The sequence below is a fragment of the Pseudomonas sp. E141 genome (assembly GCF_052659885.1).
In genome coordinates, this window is the sequence record NZ_CP084024.1 from 4787976 (window position 1) to 4804578 (window position 16603).

Consider the following 16603-nt stretch of genomic DNA (forward strand, 5'->3'; position numbering starts at 1 on the left):
AGGGTATGTGTGAACACCACGAATCTACTGTGGGAGCGAGCTTGCTCGCGATGACGTCCCTCCAGACAACAAAAAGCCCGCAGATGATCACTCATCCGCGGGCTTTTACTTGCCGCTTGAAGCTTGTAACTGCTTCCCTTAGATCGCCCCACGCTTGCGCAGCAGATCCAGCACTTGCTTGACGCTCTCTTCCAACGACAGCGACTGGGTGTCGATCACCAGATCGGCGTCCAGCGGCACGTCATACGGGAAGGACTCACCGGGGATGTTGTCGCCGGCAGCAGCGTACAAACCTTGCGGATCACGCTGGGCGCAGACGATTGGCGAGGCCTGGACATAGACCGTCAGCAGACGTTCCTTGCCGATCAGGTCTTTGGCCTGCTCGCGCCCTTCTGCATTCGGCGCGACGAACGCGGCGAGGGTCAGCAGCCCGGCTTCGTTGAACTGACGGGCAACGTGGGCCGCACGACGCCAGTTCTCGGTACGTCCGGCACGGTCCTGTGGCAAGCCCTTGTTCAAGTCATGACGCAGGTTCTGGCCATCGAGCACGAAGACCGCACGGCCCATGTCGAACAGCTTGCGTTCCACCGCATAAGCCAGCGTGCTTTTGCCAGCGCCCGACAGGCCGCTGAACAGCACCGTGGCCGGTTGCTGGCCGAAGCGCTGGACGCGCTCTTCCACCGACACATGGGCCAGTTTGCCGTGGTGCGTGCTGGTGCCGTGAGCCAGCGGCTGGGCGACGATCATGCCCGCGCCGACAGTGCCATTGGTCAGGCGATCGATGACGATGAACGCGCCGGTGGTGCGGTTGCTCTCGTAACCGTCCAGGGCGATCGGCGCATCCAGGGCGATCTTCACCTTGCCGATTTCGTTGAGCTGCAACGCGCTGGCCGGTCCCTCTTCCAAGGTGTTCACGTCGACCTTGTTGACGATGCTGGCAATCGAGCCCGGCACATAACTGGTGGCGCGCTTGATGTCGTATTTCTTGCCCGGCAGCATTGGCTCTTCGGCCATCCACACCAGCATCGCTTCGAAGCTGTCGGTGACCGGCGGCACGCTGTCGGCATGCACCAGCAGGTCGCCACGGGAGATGTCGATCTCATCTTCCATGGTCAGCGTCACCGCCTGGCCAGGGCCGGCGTGTTCCAGCTCGCCTTCGAAAGTGACGATGGATTTCACGCGGCTGCTCTTGCCCGAAGGCAGCACCACCACTTCGTCGCCCTTGTGCACGATGCCGCTGGCCAGGGTGCCGGCGAAACCGCGGAAGTTCAGGTTCGGACGGTTGACGTACTGCACCGGGAAACGCAGGTCGGTGAAGTTGCGGTCACCCGCCACTTCCACGGTCTCGAGAATTTCCATCAGCGACTGGCCGGTGTACCACGGCGAGCGCTCGGACTTGTTCACCACGTTGTCGCCCTTGAGGGCCGACATCGGCACGAAGTGCATGCTGGTGGGCTTCATCTTCAAGCCTTCGGCGAACTTCAGGTAGTCGGCCTTGATCGACTCGAACACGCCCTGGTCGAAGTCCTTGAGGTCCATCTTGTTGATGGCCACGACGATATGCTTGATGCCCAGCAACGAGGCGATAAAGCTGTGGCGACGGGTCTGGGTCTGCACGCCGTAGCGGGCATCCACCAGAATGATCGCCAGGTCACAGGTGGAGGCACCGGTGGCCATGTTGCGGGTGTACTGCTCATGGCCAGGGGTGTCGGCGATGATGAATTTGCGCTTGGCCGTGGAGAAATAGCGGTACGCGACATCAATGGTGATGCCTTGCTCGCGCTCGGCCTGCAAGCCATCGACCAGCAACGCCAGGTCAATGTCGTCACCGGTGGTGCCGACTTTTTTCGAATCGCGGGTGATAGCTTCCAGGTGATCTTCGTAGATCATCTTGGAGTCGTGCAGCAGGCGCCCGATCAGGGTGCTCTTGCCGTCGTCGACGTTACCGCAGGTCAAAAAACGCAGCAGCTCTTTGCGCTCGTGCTGGCCCAGGTAAGCGAGGATGTCCTCGCTGATCAAATCAGATTGGTGCGACATGACAACCCCTTAGAAATAACCCTGACGTTTCTTATCTTCCATCGAGCCTGCGCCATCGTGGTCGATGACCCGGCCCTGGCGCTCGGAAGTTCGCGTCAGGAGCATTTCCTGAATGATGTCCGTCAGGCTTTCGGCCTCGGACTCCACCGCGCCCGTCAACGGGTAGCAGCCAAGGGTGCGGAAACGCACTTTCTTTTTGACGATACGGGCTTTGTCTTCATCGGACAGGTGCTCGAGGATGCGCTCGTCGTCGATCATGATCAGCGTGCCGTTCTTCTCGATCACTTCGCGCTCGGCGGCGAAGTACAGCGGCACGATCGGGATACCTTCGAGGTAGATGTACTGCCAGATGTCCAGCTCGGTCCAGTTCGACAGCGGGAATACGCGGATCGACTCGCCTTTGTTGACCTTGCCGTTGTAGACGTTCCACAGCTCCGGGCGCTGGTTCTTCGGATCCCAGCGATGCTTGCTGTCGCGGAACGAGTACACGCGCTCCTTGGCGCGGGACTTCTCTTCATCGCGGCGGGCACCACCAAAAGCGGCGTCGAAACCATACTTGTCCAAAGCCTGTTTCAGGCCTTCGGTCTTCATGATGTCGGTGTGCTTGGCGCTGCCGTGAGTAAACGGGTTGATGCCTTGCGCCACGCCGTCCGGGTTCACGTGAGTGATCAGGTCCAGGCCCAGCTCTTCAACCATGCGGTCGCGGAACTTGTACATTTCCTGGAATTTCCAGCGGGTGTCGACATGCATCACCGGAAACGGCAGCTTGCCGGGGAAGAACGCCTTGCGTGCCAGGTGCAGCATCACGGCGGAGTCTTTACCGATGGAGTACAGCATCACCGGGTTATCGAACTCGGCGGCCACCTCGCGGATGATGTGGATGCTTTCCGCCTCCAGCTGTTTCAGATGCGTCAGTTTGTCGACCATGGCTACTCACGAAAACTTTCTTATGAACGGCCAGCGGGCCGTGTTCGAGCGGGGAATCCTAGCACAGCGACCTCTTCTAATCAGGGCGCCAACTAGATCGAAACAGCATATGGATATGCCTGCCGGTTCGGGCGTTGCAACAGACTTTTGTGGGAGCGAGCTTGCTCGCGATAGCAGTGTATCAGTCGGCATTGAAGTTGACTGACCCTCCGCTATCGCGAGCAAGCTCGCTCCCACAGGGGATTACACGTGATCAAATGGGATTCGGGCAATCTATGAAGATATGCTCCAAAGCAAAGCGCCGCGCCAGGTAATCGCCCAATGCCTGCACACCATAGCGCTCGGTCGCATGGTGCCCGGCGGCGATGAAGCTGATGCCGTTTTCCCGGGCGCTGTGAAAGGTCTGCTCGGACGCCTCGCCACTGAGAAACAGATCAACCCCGGCCAGCACGGCCTGATCGATGTAGCCCTGGCCTCCGCCCGTGCACCAGCCGACCCGGCGGATCATCTGCTCGCCTTCGATCAACAAAGGCTCGCGGCCCATGACTTCCTGCACTTTACGGGCGAAGTCCCGGGGCGTCATCGGTTCGGACAAGGAGCCCACCAGGCCGACGACCTTGGGGTTGTCCGGGTCCAGCGGCCCTTCGACGGTAATGTCCAACTGGCGAGCCAATTGCACGTTATTGCCTACCTCGGCATGCAGATCCAGCGGCAAGTGGTAGGCCAGCAGACTGATATCGTGCTTGAGCAAGGTTTTGAGGCGACGTTGCTTCATGCCGGTGACGCAGGGATTTTCGCCTTTCCAGAAATACCCGTGATGCACCAGCACCAGATCAGCGTCAGCCTCCACTGCAGCATCGAGCAATGCCTGGCTGGCGGTGACACCGCTGACAATGCGCGTCACCTGAGGGGCGCCTTCGACCTGCAAACCGTTGGGGCAGTAATCGGCAATCCTGGCGGCGGCCAGGTAACGATCCGCTTCTTCTACCAGGGTGTTCAGGGCTACGGCCATGAAAAGACTCCTAAATATCCCGTTCAGAGGCGCGCGCGGCCTCGTATAATGCGCGACATTATGGGCGGTCTCACACCGCCTGCAACCTTTGTAGGACGTGCTTAATGCTCAAGGCGCTGCGTTTTTCCGGCTGGCCTCTGTTGGCCGGCGTGCTTGTCGCTCTACTGATTATCCAGCGTTATCCGGAGTGGGTCGGCCTGCCGAGCCTCGACGTCAACCTGCAGCAGGCGCCACAGACCAAGGCACTGCAACAAGGGCCGGTGTCCTATGCCGATGCCGTGACGATCGCGGCACCGGCCGTGGTCAACCTGTACACCACCAAGGTCGTCAACAAATCCAGCCATCCCCTGTTCGAAGACCCGCAGTTCCGGCGCTTCTTCGGCGACAACTCACCCAAGCAGAAACGCATGGAGTCGAGCCTGGGTTCGGGCGTGATCATGAGCCCTGAAGGTTATATCCTGACCAACAACCACGTCACCAGCGGCGCCGACCAGATTGTGGTGGCGCTCAAGGATGGTCGCGAAACCCTGGCCCGGGTGATCGGCAGCGACCCGGAAACCGACCTCGCGGTGCTGAAGATCGACCTGAAGAACCTGCCGGCCATCACCATTGGGCGCTCGGACAGCATCCGCATCGGCGATGTCACCCTGGCCATCGGCAACCCCTTCGGCGTCGGCCAGACCGTGACCATGGGCATCATCAGCGCCACTGGGCGCAATCAGTTGGGCCTGAACAATTACGAAGACTTCATCCAGACCGATGCCGCGATCAACCCCGGGAACTCCGGCGGCGCGCTGGTGGATGCCAACGGCAATCTGACCGGGATCAACACGGCGATCTTCTCCAAGTCCGGCGGCAGCCAGGGCATCGGTTTTGCGATTCCGGTGAAGCTGGCCATGGAAGTGATGAAGTCCATCATCGAACACGGCCAGGTGATTCGCGGCTGGCTGGGTATTGAAGTGCAGCCGCTGTCCCAGGAGCTGGCGGAGTCCTTCGGCCTGTCCGGGCGTCCCGGGATCGTGGTAGCAGGCATTTTCCGCGATGGCCCGGCCCAGAAGGCCGGCCTGCAACTGGGCGACGTGATCCTGAGCATCGACGGCGAACCCGCCGGTGACGGCCGTCGCTCGATGAACCAGGTGGCGCGGATCAAACCCACCGACAAGGTCGCCATCCAGGTGATGCGCAACGGCAAGGAGCTCAAGCTCACCGCAGAAATCGGTTTGCGCCCACCGCCGGCACCGGTGGTGGTGAAGGAAGAAGAGTAACTGCGCGATAGCAACGGCCTTGCTGGCCAAGAGTCCCTTGTGGTGAGGGAGCTTGCTCCCTCGCCACAAAAACCGTGTTCGCCTCGGTTATTTTAGTCGGCCAGGAATAGCATAAATTCTCATTAGTAGTGTTATATTGTTTCAATACTAAAAATTGGAACAAGATAACATGTCATCTCTAAAACGGATTTCCCTCGCCAGCCTGGCCTTGGGTCTGCTGGGTGACCCGGTGATCGCCGAGGAAATCCAGCCGATGGAACTGGACGCCATCAACGTCTCTGCCGACTACGAATCCCCTACCGGGCCGGTGACGGGCTATCGCGCCACTCGCTCCGCCAGCGCCACCAAAACCGACACCGCCCTGCGGGACATCCCGCAATCGATCAGTGTGATCCCCGCCAGCGTCCTCAATGATCTGGGCAGCACCAACGTCGAACGGGCCCTGGAATATGCCGGCGGCGTGTCAAAGCAAAACAACTTCGGCGGCCTGACACTCTACGAATACAGCGTGCGTGGCTTTACCACTTCGGAGTTCTACAAGGACGGCTTCAGCGCCAACCGCGGTTATCCGAGTACGCCGGATGCGGCCAACATTGAACGCATCGAGGTGCTTAAAGGACCGGCGGCCAGCCTGTACGGGCGCGGCGACCCCGGCGGTACGGTGAACATCGTCACCAAGAAGCCCCAGCCCGAAGCCTTCACCACCCTGCAAACCAGCGCCGGCAGTTGGGATCGCTACCGCACCGCGCTGGACGTCAACACACCACTGGACGCTGAGGGCAATCTGCTGTCGCGGGTCAACCTGGCGGTCGAGGACAATCACAGCTTTCGCGATCACGTCCAGAGCAAGCGCGTCTTCGTCGCCCCCTCCCTCAGCTGGCAACTGAGCCCCGACACGCGCCTGCTGGTGGAAAGCGAAATCGTGCGTCACAGTTCAACGTTCGATCGCGGCATCGTGGCGCCGAACAACCGTTGGAGCGGTGTTTCCCGCTCGACCTTTTTGGGCGAGCCCAACGACGGCGACATCGACAACCACAACAACATGCTCCAGGCGGCCCTCGAACATCAGCTCAACGACGCCTGGCAACTGCGCCTGGCCAGCCATTACAAACAGGGCGAACTCTGGGGCTTCGCCTCCGAAGCGCGGCCGCTGAACGCCGACGGTCGTACGGTGAACCGCCGCTACCGCGAGCGCGACAACAATTGGCACGACAGCATTACCCAGCTTGAATTACGCGGGCTGTTTGACCTCGGGCCCTGGCAGCACGAACTGTTGATCGGCACCGAATACGAGGACTATCGCAAGAACGAACGCGTGACCACGATCAACGGTGGCACTTACCCCATCGACATCTATCAACCGGTCTATGGCCAGCCGAAACCTGATGGTCAACGTACCGGCACCGATTTTTTCGAGCGTGTGAAAAGCCGTGCGCTGAATCTTCAGGACCAGATCGTCTTCACCGACAAACTGCGGGGCATGCTCGGCGTGCGTTATGAGCATTTCGAGCAGAGCATTGACGACCACACCACGCAGCTCACCAGCCGCCAGCGTCATGACACCTTCACGCAACGGGCCGGCCTGCTGTACCAACTGACGCCCGAGGTCGGACTGTTCGCCAACGCCTCCACCTCGTTCAAGCCCAACAATGGCCTGGATGCCGGGGGCAAAACCTTCGATCCGGAGGAAGGCGTTGGCTATGAAGTGGGGATCAAGAGCGAACTGTTCGATGATCGCCTGAGCACCACCCTGGCGGCGTTCCATATCGAAAAGGAAAACGTCCTGGCGCGGGACCCGGCCACAGACTCCAACCGCGCCATGGGCAAGGCCCGCAGCCAGGGACTCGATCTGCAGGTCACCGGGCAGGTAACTGACGCCATCCGGGTGATCGGCGCCTTCGCCTACATCGATGCCGAAGTGACCAAGGGTGACGAAATCATTCCCACCGGCAGCCGGATTCTTGGCGTCGCCAAGCGCAGCGGCAGCGTGCTGGGGGTCTACGAATTCCAGGACGGCCACCTGCGCGGCTCCGACGTGGGTGCGGCATTCACATACGTCGGGGATCGCTCCGGCGAAGCCGGCAAGGACTTCGAACTGCCGGCCTACCACACCGTGGATCTGCTGGCCCATTACAAGGCCAGCGACAACGTCACCGTGGGCCTGAATCTGAACAACGTCTTCGACGAAAAATACTACGAGCGCTCGTACAGCAACTACTGGGTCAACCCCGGCGAGCCACGCAACTTTACCGTCAGCCTCACCCTTGATCTGTAAAAAGGAAAATCAATGAAATACCCCAAGACCTTCGCCCTTCTTAGCCTGTTCCTGGCCACCCAAGCCTCGGCCCATGGCCTGTGGACCGAACAACGGCGCGGCAACATCGAAGTGATCTACGGCCACGGCGCCGAGGACAATGCCTTCAAGGCGCAGAAAATCAGCGGTGCGTGGGCCTATGACCTGGGCGGCAAGATGATCCCGGTCACCGTCGAACGCTTGCCCGACCATGCTCGCTTGCAACCCCTCAAGCCACCGGCCGTGATGGCCGTGGAACTGGACAATGGCATGTGGTCCCAGACCGCTGACAAGAAATGGATCAACGAAGGCCGCACGAAGGTGCCCGGGGCGATTGAATCGACCCACACCTTCAAGTACAGCCTGGCGATCTACGAGCCGGGAGCGAAGTTGCCGAAACTTGATCAGGTCAAGTTCCTGATCCTGCCGGAAGTCGACCCGCTGACCGTAGGCCCGGGCCAGTCACTGCCGGTACGGGTGCTGCTGGACGGGAAACCGGCCGCCGGGGTGAAGCTGGTGGGTGATTACCGCAGCGCACCGGACACCGTATCAGCAGAAACCGACGCCGAAGGCCGGGCCAAGGTGCTGGTGCGTAACGAGGGGTTGAATGTGATCGCCGCGCAGATGGAAATTGCGCTCAAGGACAACAAGGACGTGGCCACGCGTGGGGTGTTCACCTCGCTGACCTTCCTGGGTGAAGAGCATCACGAGTAAGGCCCAACAACTGTGGGAGCGAGTCTGCTCGCGATGGCGGTGGATCAGCCAGATGGATGTTGACTGACACTACGCCATCGCGAGCAGGCTCGCTCCCACAGGGTGCCTCTGCTGGTTACAAAATTTGTATTCGCAACGACTCTACTGTGGGAACGAGCCTGCTCGCGATAAGGCCATCAGCCCCCTTCCTTAACTTTAGAGTTCACCCAGGGCTTCGATCAGCGCCTGGTTCTGCTCCGGCGTGCCGATGCTGATCCGCAGGAATTGGGCAATCCGCTCCTGCTTGAAGTGCCGCACGATCACGCCTTGTTCGCGCAATTTCGCCGCCAGCCCTGCCGCATCGTGCCGGGGGTGACGGGCGAAGATGAAGTTGGCCGCCGAAGGCAACACGTCAAAGCCCTTGGCCTGCAACTGCGCCACCACCCATTCACGGTGCTCGATGACCAACCGGCAGGTCTGCTCGAAATACTCCCGATCGTCGAACGCCGCCGCGCCCCCGACATTCGCCAGGCGATCCAGCGGGTAGGAGTTGAAGCTGTTCTTGATCCGCTCCAGCGCTTCGATCAGGTCCGGATGGCCCACCGCCAGGCCCACCCGCAATCCTGCCAATGAGCGGGACTTGGACAGCGTCTGGGTCACCAGCAGGTTCGGATAGCGGTCCACCAGACTGATGGCGGTCTCGCCGCCGAAGTCGATATAGGCTTCATCAACCACCACCACCGAGTCCGGGCTGGCCTTGAGGATCTGCTCGACCGCTTCCAGGGCCAGCAGGCAGCCGGTGGGAGCGTTCGGATTGGGGAAGATGATCCCGCCGTTTGGTCTGGCATAGTCCGCCGGGTCGATCTGGAACTGCGCGTCCAGCGACACCGCGTCGAACTGGATGCCGTACAGCCCGCAATACACCGGATAAAAGCTGTAACTGATGTCCGGGAACAACAGCGGCTGATCGTGCTGCAGCAGCCCGTGGAAAATGTGCGCCAGCACTTCGTCCGAACCGTTACCCAGGAACACCTGGTTGCTCTGCACGCCGTAATAGCGGGCCACGGCATTTTTCAGCAGGTCGCTGTTGGGATCCGGGTACAGGCGCAGGTTGTCGTTCAGCTCGGTTTGCATCGCCGCCAGGGCCTTGGGCGACGGGCCGTAGGGGTTCTCGTTGGTGTTGAGCTTGACCAGGCGGGTCAGCTTCGGCTGTTCGCCCGGCACGTAAGGCACCAGGTTCTTGACGAACGGGCTCCAGAATTTACTCATTTCAGTTTCCCCTGCCCTTCAATGGAGCGCTCATCAAGGATGCGGTATTCGGCACTGCGGGCGTGGGCGCTCAGCGACTCGCCACGGGCCAGCACCGAAGCGGTCTTGCCCAGTTCGGACGCACCTTGCTCGGAGCAGAAGATGATCGACGAACGTTTCTGGAAGTCATACACCCCCAGCGGCGACGAGAAACGCGCCGTACCGGAAGTCGGCAAGACGTGGTTGGGACCTGCGCAATAGTCACCCAGGGCTTCGCTGGTGTGGCGGCCCATGAAGATCGCACCGGCGTGGCGGATCTGCGGCAGCCAGGCCTGCGGGTCAGCGACCGACAACTCCAGGTGCTCCGGCGCGATGCGGTTGGCGACCTCGATGGCCTGTTCCATGTTCTCGACCTTGATCAGCGCGCCACGGCCGTTGATCGAGGTGTTGATGATCTCGGCGCGGTCCATGGTCGGCAGCAGCTTGTCGATGCTGGCAGCCACTTTGTCGAGGAACTCGGCGTCCGGGCTGACCAGGATCGCCTGGGCGTCTTCGTCGTGCTCGGCCTGGGAAAACAGGTCCATGGCGATCCAGTCCGGGTCGGTCTGGCCGTCGCACACCACGAGAATTTCCGAAGGCCCGGCGATCATGTCGATGCCGACCTGGCCAAACACGTGGCGTTTGGCGGTGGCGACATAGATGTTGCCAGGCCCCACCACCTTGTCGACCCGCGGCACGCTCTCGGTGCCATAGGCCAGCGCAGCCACGGCCTGGGCGCCACCAATGGTGAACACCCGGTCCACCCCGGCGATGCAGGCAGCGGCCAGCACCAGTTCATTGATTTCGCCGCGCGGGGTCGGCACCACCATGACCACTTCGGTCACGCCGGCAACCTTGGCTGGGATCGCGTTCATCAACACCGAGGATGGATACGACGCCTTGCCACCCGGCACGTACAGACCGGCGCGGTCCAGCGGCGTGACCTTTTGGCCCAGCACCGTGCCGTCGGCTTCGGTGTAGCTCCAGGAGTCCTGTTTCTGCCTCTCGTGATAGTCGCGCACCCGCGATGCGGCTTTTTCCAGGGCTTCGCGCTGCGGCACCGTGATCCGGGTCAGGGCCAGTTCCAGGCGCTCGCGCGGCAGAATCAGATCAGCCATGGACGCCACTTGCAGGCCATCGAATTTCTGGGTGAATTCCACCAAAGCTGCATCGCCACGCTCGCGCACAGCCTTGATGATGTCCAGCACCCGCTGATTGACCGAGTCGTCAGACACACTTTCCCAGCTCAGCAGATGATCCAGATGATGTGCGAAATCCGGGTCGGCAGCGTTGAGTCGGCGAATCGAAGTGGGAGCGGTCATAGCGAGGGCCTCATTAATGGCAAATGCTCAGGCGCCCTAAGCTACCAGTCCATTCGCGTGGGCACCTGAGAAAATTGGCTATGACACGGATAGACGGGCGCGACTCAAGGTCGCGCAGGTGAATCAGCCGCGGTGTCGCGATTCCACTGCCTTGCGCAGGGTATCGATCAGAGCCTGGATACGGGCGTGCTGCATTTTCATCGAAGCCTTGTTGACGATCAGCCGGGAGGTGATGTCGGCAATGAAATCCTGGGGCTCCAGGCCATTGGCCCGCAGGGTGTTGCCGGTGTCGACCACATCGATGATCTTGTCCGCCAGGCCGATCAGCGGCGCCAGCTCCATCGAACCGTACAACTTGATGATATCGACCTGACGGCCCTGCTCGGCGTAATAACGCTTGGCAATGTTGACGAACTTGGTCGCCACCCGCAAACGGCCCTTGGGCTCTGGCGCACCGACTTTGCCGGCGGTCATCAGCTTGCAGCGGGCGATCCGCAGGTCCAGGGGCTCGTACAGGCCCTGGCCGCCGTACTCCATCAGCACGTCCTTACCGGCAACGCCCAGGTCGGCGGCACCATGTTCAACGTAAGTCGGAACATCGGTGGCGCGCACGATCAGCAAGCGCACATCGGCTTGAGTCGTGGGAATGATCAGCTTGCGGCTCTTGTCCGGATTCTCGGTCGGCACGATGCCCGCTTCAGCCAGAAGCGGCAAGGTGTCATCAAGGATGCGGCCCTTGGACAGTGCAATGGTCAACATGGGAAACGTCAGTCCTTATCAAGGTACTCATGCCCGGTCGCAAGCGGCGCCGGACACACATCGAGGGTGTTACCACCCTCGACCTGAAACGAAATCAACAGGCGCGTCCCTGCGCCCATGCAGCCGGACCTAGCCCGGTACGCGACGGATCTTGGCGCCGAGCATCTGCAGTTTCTCTTCGATGCACTCGTAACCACGGTCGATGTGGTAGATACGGTCGATCAGGGTGTCGCCTTCGGCAACCAGAGCCGAAATCACCAAGCTGGCCGAAGCCCGCAGGTCGGTGGCCATCACTGGCGCGCCCTTGAGTTTCTCGGTACCGGTCACGATGGCGGTGTTGCCTTCGACCTGGATCTTGGCGCCCATGCGGTGCAGTTCGTAGACGTGCATGAAACGGTTTTCGAAGATCGTCTCGATCACCGCACCGGTGCCTTCGGCAATGGCGTTGAGGGAGATGAACTGCGCCTGCATGTCGGTCGGGAACGCCGGGTACGGGGCGGTCCGCACGTTGACGGCTTTAGGCCGCTTGCCGTGCATGTTCACTTCGATCCAGTCTTCGCCGCAGGTGACTTCGGCACCGGCTTCCTTGAGTTTCTCCAGGACGGCTTCAAGAATGGTCGGATCGGTGTCCTTGACCTTGACGCGGCCACCGGTGACAGCAGCAGCCACCAGGTAGGTGCCGGTTTCGATCCGGTCCGGCATCACTTTGTAAGTGGCCGAATGCAGGCGCTCAACACCATCGATGGTGATGGTATCGGTGCCGGCGCCGCTGATCTTGGCGCCCATGGCGATCAGGAAGTTGGCGAGGTCCACCACTTCAGGCTCACGGGCGGCGTTTTGCAAAACGCTGCGGCCGCGGGCCAGTGCGGCCGCCATCATGATGTTCTCGGTACCGGTCACACTGACGGTATCGAAGAAGAAGTGAGCGCCACGCAGGCCGCCTTCAGGCGCCTTGGCCTTGATGTAGCCACCCTCGACGTCGATCACCGCACCCATGGCTTCCAGGCCGCGGATATGCAGGTCCACCGGACGCGAGCCGATGGCGCAACCACCCGGCAAGGCAACTTCGGCTTCACCGAAACGGGCGACCATCGGTCCCAGTACCAGGATCGACGCACGCATGGTCTTCACCAGTTCGTACGGGGCGATCAGGGTCTTGATGGTGCGCGGGTCGATCTCGACGCTGAGCTTTTCGTCGATCACCGGTTCAATGCCCATGCGACCGAACAGCTCGATCATGGTGGTGATGTCGTGCAGGTGCGGCAGGTTCGCCACGGTCACCGGGCCATCGCACAGCAACGTCGCGGCCAGGATCGGCAGGGCGGAGTTCTTTGCCCCGGAAATGCGGATTTCGCCATCAAGACGAACGCCGCCGGTAATAATCAGTTTATCCATAAGAATCTCGACGCCCTTGGGCTCAGGTGCGCTCGGCCCAGGCCGCGCGGCTGAAAAATTTCATAGTGACCGCATGGATGCTGCCATCGGCGATCCACGGGTTCAAATGGGCATAGATCTGCTGCTGACGCTTCACCGGGCTCAACGCCGCCAGTTCATCGCTGATCACGTTCAGCTGAAAGTTGCAGCCTTCGCCCTCAACTTCAATGACAGTTTCGGGCAGCTTTCCTTCAAGGAAGCTCTTCACTTCTACGGCCTGCATGCTCAACCTCTATCGGCGCCCTGTGCGCACGGGTCGCACATCATACAAAAAAGCCCCGCGCCTGCGAACCCCGCGAAGCAGGACTCTGACGGGGGGCTTTTTCAGGGATGTGGGTCAGGAGTGCACCAACAGCTCGGTCAGTTCGCTGACCTGGGCTATTTCGCGCATGTCTTCGGGCATCCCACGGATGCTCCAGGTTTTTCCGGCAGCTTTGGCGTCACGCATGAAGCACAGCAGCAGGGACAGGCCGACACTGCTGGACTTCTGCACCGCCGAGCAGTCAATGACCAGCTCTGCGGCGCCGGCAGAGCCGATCAGCGCCTGGCCCTGCTTGCGCAAGACCGGGCCAGTGCGATAGTCCAGCACGCCACTGAGCAACAGCTCGCCAGATTCGCCCAAACGAACGGCCGACTCACTCGCCAACTCACTCATTGCGCCTGCTTCTCTTGAGCATCCTGGGCAACTTCCTTGGCCTTGGCCACTTCACCGGCCCAACCGTCGATGGTTTTGTCCAGATCATTGCCGTTTTGCTGCATCGCATCAGCGAACTGATCGCGGAACAGCTTGCCGATGTTGATGCCATTGATGATCACGTTACGCACCTTCCACTCGCCGTTGATTTTCTCGAGCGTGTAGGACACAGGGTAGATCGCGCCGTTATTGCCCTTGACCTGCATATCGACGCTGGTGCGGTTGCCGCTTTCGTCCTTGGCCGGCGAAACGGTGATGCCCTGGTTGTTGTATTCGAGCAAGGCGTTGCCGTAGAACTGCATCAGGCTGCGCTTGAAGTTTTCCTGGAAGCGCGTCATCTGCGCCGGGGTCGCCTTGCGCGAGTACTTGACGGTCATGATGCTTCGGGAAATACCGTCGGCATCCACCACGGGGCCGACGATGCCGTTCAGCGCGTCGTAGAACGCCCCCGGATCCTGCTTGTATTTCTCTTTGTTGGCGGCCAGGTCTGCCAGCAACCGGGTGGTAGTGTCCTGGATGATTTCATGGGCCGAAGGCGCGGCCACGGCGTTGGCCATCAGCGGCAGCGCCGCGAGCAGCACCAACAGGCTACGTCGCAAGATAGAGATCATTCAAAAGCTCCTCATTTGGCGTCTTTGCTAACGGTATTGAGCAGGAATTTACCGATCAGGTCCTCAAGCACCAGTGACGACTGCGTATCGTGGATGGTCCCGCCATCCTTGAGCAAAGCTTCTTCACCGCCAACGCTGATGCCGATGTATTTCTCGCCCAGCAGCCCAGCAGTGAGGATCGATGCAGTGGAGTCAGTCGGCAGGTTATCCACGCGCTTTTCCAGCTGCAGCGTCACCCGGCCAGTGAAACTGTCGCGGTCCAGATCGATTGCCGTGACCTTGCCGATGGTTACACCAGCCATGGTCACTTTGGCTCTGACCGTCAAACCGGCGATATTGTCAAAATAAGCATAAAGTTTATAAGTGTCGGTGCTTGCGGTCGGCGCCAGGCCACTGACCCGCAGGGCCAACAACAGCAAAGCCAGGATGCCAGCCAGCAAGAAAAGGCCGACACCGATTTCCAGGGTGCGGTTTTGCATCAGAAATCTCCAAACATCAAGGCGGTCAGAATAAAGTCAAGGCCCAGGACCGCCAGCGAGGCGTACACCACGGTCTTGGTTGTGGCACGGCTGATCCCCTCTGACGTGGGCTCACAGTCATAGCCTTGAAACACGGCGATCCAGGTCACCACGAAAGCGAATACGGCACTTTTGATAACGCCGTTGAGCACGTCGTCGAGAAAATCGACACTGTTCTGCATGTTGGACCAGTAGGAACCTTCATAGACCCCCAGCCAGTCTACAGCCACCCACGAGCCGCCCCAGATCCCCACGACGCTGAAAATGATCGCCAGCACCGGCAGGGAAATGAAACCGGCCCACAGGCGCGGGGCAATGATGTACTTGAGCGGGTCGACACCGATCATTTCCAGACTGGACAATTGTTCGGTGGACTTCATGTTACCGATTTCGGCCGTCAGCGCCGAACCGGCACGCCCGGCAAACAGCAGCGCGGTCACCACAGGTCCCAGCTCACGCAACAATGTCAGCGCGACCATCTGTCCAACCGCCTGCTCCGAACCGTAGCTGGACAAGATGTTGAACCCCTGCAGCGCCAGGACCATACCGATGAAGATCCCGGAGACCACGATGATCACCAGGGACATCACGCCCACCGAGTGCAGTTGCTTCACCAGCAGCCCAAACCCGCCACCCGTCGTGTTGCGCCCCAGCAGGGCATGCATCAGAAACAGCGAGGAACGGCCCAGCACTGCCACCACATCGATGCCGGAACGACCAAACAGGCGAACTCTTTCTATCAGTGATTTCTTGCGCATCAGCGCTTCCCCAGCAGATCGGTGCGGTAATCCGTGGCCGGAAAATGGAACGCCACAGGCCCGTCCGGATCACCCTTCATGAATTGACGAATGCGCGGGCTGTCCGAGGCCTTCAATTCCTGGGGCGTACCCTGCCCCAGCACCTGGCCATCGCCGATCACGTAGATGTAGTCCGCAATGCTCGCGGTTTCGGCCAGGTCGTGGGACACCACAATACTGGTAATACCCAGCGCATCGTTGAGCAGACGGATCAGGCGCACCAGCACGCCCATGGCGATCGGGTCCTGGCCGACGAAGGGTTCGTCATACATGAGGATCTTCGGATCAAGGGCAATCGCCCGGGCCAGGGCGACGCGGCGCTTCATGCCACCGGACAGTTCGTCCGGCATCAAGTCCAGGGCACCCCGCAGCCCGACCGCCTGCAATTTGAGCAGGACGATGTCGCGAATCATCTCTTCAGGCAGGTCGGTATGGACCCGCAAGGGGAACGCCACATTCTCGAACACGTCGAGATCGGTGAACAGGGCGCCGCTCTGGAACAGCACGCCCATGTGCTTGCGCGCATCGAACAGATCGCTGCGCGACAGCTTTGGAAGATTCTGCCCATTGACCCAGACTTCGCCGGCACTGGGGCGCAACTGTGCACCCATCAGCCGCAACAGCGTGGTCTTGCCGCACCCGGAAGGCCCCATGATGCCGGTGACCTTGCCACGGGGAATGCGGATATCGATGTCATTGAAAATGCTGCGCGCCCCTCGCTTGAAGGACAATCCCTTCAGCTCGACCGCGTAGGCGTTGTCGGCACTCATCTAAACTCCTTGCGATGCAGCCTCACATCCGAATGCCCTGGGCAACCGACAAACGCCGGACTGCCGGGCACCCGAACCGGCGGCGAACTATATCACTGCAACACCCAAGCGCCCAAGGCCCAAGCCCGCGCCCGTTCAGTCCGGATACCGCTAAAAGAAGAGACTTTGTATCAAGCCATGTGAA

General features: G+C 60.6%; 16 protein-coding genes. 3 read left to right on the top strand and 13 right to left on the bottom strand.

What is annotated here, in order from left to right:
• Nucleotides 1–138: 138 nt before the first annotated feature.
• The 3 genes from cysN to GKKCFE_RS21425 all read right to left on the bottom strand — a co-directional run bounded on the left by cysN (nt 139) and on the right by GKKCFE_RS21425 (nt 3976).
• A complete protein-coding gene (cysN, locus tag GKKCFE_RS21415) occupies nt 139–2037 on the bottom strand; it encodes a sulfate adenylyltransferase subunit CysN (RefSeq protein WP_139049152.1) in 1899 nt (632 codons plus the stop codon).
• 9 nt (nt 2038–2046) lie between these two features.
• The gene (gene cysD / locus GKKCFE_RS21420) at nt 2047–2964 is read right to left on the bottom strand and encodes a sulfate adenylyltransferase subunit CysD (RefSeq protein ID WP_003178041.1); all 918 of its coding nucleotides are present in this window, start codon (nt 2962–2964) and stop codon (nt 2047–2049) included.
• 253 nt (nt 2965–3217) lie between these two features.
• On the bottom strand, nt 3218–3976 hold the full coding sequence (locus GKKCFE_RS21425) for a Nif3-like dinuclear metal center hexameric protein (protein ID WP_047228650.1): 759 nt from the start codon (nt 3974–3976) through the stop codon (nt 3218–3220).
• 104 nt (nt 3977–4080) lie between these two features.
• Between GKKCFE_RS21425 and algW the strand changes: the two genes are divergently transcribed.
• The 3 genes from algW (at nt 4081) to GKKCFE_RS21440 (ending at nt 8248) form a co-directional block, all read left to right on the top strand.
• Entirely contained in the window at nt 4081–5241 is a 1161-nt protein-coding gene (gene algW / locus GKKCFE_RS21430) for a Do family serine endopeptidase AlgW (RefSeq protein ID WP_047228651.1), read from the top strand.
• A gap of 169 nt (nt 5242–5410) precedes the next feature.
• A complete protein-coding gene (locus GKKCFE_RS21435) occupies nt 5411–7516 on the top strand; it encodes a TonB-dependent siderophore receptor (protein ID WP_188250970.1) in 2106 nt (701 codons plus the stop codon).
• A 12-nt stretch (nt 7517–7528) separates the two neighbouring features.
• Entirely contained in the window at nt 7529–8248 is a 720-nt protein-coding gene (locus GKKCFE_RS21440; RefSeq protein ID WP_047228653.1) for a DUF4198 domain-containing protein, read from the top strand.
• Nucleotides 8249–8443: 195 nt separating this feature from the next.
• On the opposite strand, the gene hisC is transcribed toward GKKCFE_RS21440, so the two are convergent.
• From hisC to GKKCFE_RS21490, 10 genes are all read right to left on the bottom strand, one after another.
• On the bottom strand, nt 8444–9496 hold the full coding sequence (gene hisC, locus GKKCFE_RS21445; RefSeq protein WP_316912215.1) for a histidinol-phosphate transaminase: 1053 nt from the start codon (nt 9494–9496) through the stop codon (nt 8444–8446).
• Nucleotides 9493–10836 (bottom strand): histidinol dehydrogenase, encoded by a 1344-nt coding sequence (gene hisD / locus GKKCFE_RS21450; protein WP_047228655.1) that lies wholly within the window; start codon nt 10834–10836, stop codon nt 9493–9495. The genes hisC and hisD overlap by 4 nt, the downstream gene beginning before the upstream one ends.
• Nucleotides 10837–10959: 123 nt before the next feature.
• Complete coding sequence (hisG, locus tag GKKCFE_RS21455) at nt 10960–11595, bottom strand: ATP phosphoribosyltransferase (RefSeq protein ID WP_047228656.1); 636 nt, start codon at nt 11593–11595, stop codon at nt 10960–10962.
• Nucleotides 11596–11724: 129 nt separating this feature from the next.
• Nucleotides 11725–12990 (bottom strand): UDP-N-acetylglucosamine 1-carboxyvinyltransferase, encoded by a 1266-nt coding sequence (murA, locus tag GKKCFE_RS21460; RefSeq protein ID WP_092394064.1) that lies wholly within the window; start codon nt 12988–12990, stop codon nt 11725–11727.
• Nucleotides 12991–13012: 22 nt separating this feature from the next.
• Nucleotides 13013–13252, bottom strand: coding sequence for a BolA family protein (locus tag GKKCFE_RS21465; RefSeq protein WP_047228657.1), 240 nt, complete (start codon nt 13250–13252; stop codon nt 13013–13015).
• 114 nt (nt 13253–13366) lie between these two features.
• Nucleotides 13367–13684: an STAS domain-containing protein gene (locus GKKCFE_RS21470; RefSeq protein ID WP_047228658.1), complete on the bottom strand. Its 318-nt coding sequence runs from the start codon at nt 13682–13684 to the stop codon at nt 13367–13369.
• Nucleotides 13681–14334, bottom strand: a complete 654-nt coding sequence (locus tag GKKCFE_RS21475; RefSeq protein WP_047228659.1) for an MlaC/ttg2D family ABC transporter substrate-binding protein — start codon at nt 14332–14334, stop codon at nt 13681–13683. The genes GKKCFE_RS21470 and GKKCFE_RS21475 overlap by 4 nt, the downstream gene beginning before the upstream one ends.
• 11 nt (nt 14335–14345) lie before the next feature.
• The gene (mlaD, locus tag GKKCFE_RS21480; protein ID WP_047228660.1) at nt 14346–14813 is read right to left on the bottom strand and encodes an outer membrane lipid asymmetry maintenance protein MlaD; all 468 of its coding nucleotides are present in this window, start codon (nt 14811–14813) and stop codon (nt 14346–14348) included.
• Nucleotides 14813–15610, bottom strand: coding sequence for a lipid asymmetry maintenance ABC transporter permease subunit MlaE (gene mlaE, locus GKKCFE_RS21485; protein WP_047228661.1), 798 nt, complete (start codon nt 15608–15610; stop codon nt 14813–14815). The genes mlaD and mlaE overlap by 1 nt, the downstream gene beginning before the upstream one ends.
• Nucleotides 15610–16419: an ATP-binding cassette domain-containing protein gene (locus tag GKKCFE_RS21490; protein WP_047228662.1), complete on the bottom strand. Its 810-nt coding sequence runs from the start codon at nt 16417–16419 to the stop codon at nt 15610–15612. Before GKKCFE_RS21490 ends, mlaE begins: the two co-directional genes overlap by 1 nt.
• Nucleotides 16420–16603 lie beyond the last annotated feature (184 nt).

Coding starts and splice junctions, on each gene's coding strand:
- cysN (WP_139049152.1), bottom strand. CDS start 2,037: ATGTCGCACCAATCTGATTTGATCAGCGAGGACATCCTCGCTTACCTG.
- cysD (WP_003178041.1), bottom strand. CDS start 2,964: ATGGTCGACAAACTGACGCATCTGAAACAGCTGGAGGCGGAAAGCATC.
- GKKCFE_RS21425 (WP_047228650.1), bottom strand. CDS start 3,976: ATGGCCGTAGCCCTGAACACCCTGGTAGAAGAAGCGGATCGTTACCTG.
- algW (WP_047228651.1), top strand. CDS start 4,081: ATGCTCAAGGCGCTGCGTTTTTCCGGCTGGCCTCTGTTGGCCGGCGTG.
- GKKCFE_RS21435 (WP_188250970.1), top strand. CDS start 5,411: ATGTCATCTCTAAAACGGATTTCCCTCGCCAGCCTGGCCTTGGGTCTG.
- GKKCFE_RS21440 (WP_047228653.1), top strand. CDS start 7,529: ATGAAATACCCCAAGACCTTCGCCCTTCTTAGCCTGTTCCTGGCCACC.
- hisC (WP_316912215.1), bottom strand. CDS start 9,496: ATGAGTAAATTCTGGAGCCCGTTCGTCAAGAACCTGGTGCCTTACGTG.
- hisD (WP_047228655.1), bottom strand. CDS start 10,836: ATGACCGCTCCCACTTCGATTCGCCGACTCAACGCTGCCGACCCGGAT.
- hisG (WP_047228656.1), bottom strand. CDS start 11,595: ATGTTGACCATTGCACTGTCCAAGGGCCGCATCCTTGATGACACCTTG.
- murA (WP_092394064.1), bottom strand. CDS start 12,990: ATGGATAAACTGATTATTACCGGCGGCGTTCGTCTTGATGGCGAAATC.
- GKKCFE_RS21465 (WP_047228657.1), bottom strand. CDS start 13,252: ATGCAGGCCGTAGAAGTGAAGAGCTTCCTTGAAGGAAAGCTGCCCGAA.
- GKKCFE_RS21470 (WP_047228658.1), bottom strand. CDS start 13,684: ATGAGTGAGTTGGCGAGTGAGTCGGCCGTTCGTTTGGGCGAATCTGGC.
- GKKCFE_RS21475 (WP_047228659.1), bottom strand. CDS start 14,334: ATGATCTCTATCTTGCGACGTAGCCTGTTGGTGCTGCTCGCGGCGCTG.
- mlaD (WP_047228660.1), bottom strand. CDS start 14,813: ATGCAAAACCGCACCCTGGAAATCGGTGTCGGCCTTTTCTTGCTGGCT.
- mlaE (WP_047228661.1), bottom strand. CDS start 15,610: ATGCGCAAGAAATCACTGATAGAAAGAGTTCGCCTGTTTGGTCGTTCC.
- GKKCFE_RS21490 (WP_047228662.1), bottom strand. CDS start 16,419: ATGAGTGCCGACAACGCCTACGCGGTCGAGCTGAAGGGATTGTCCTTC.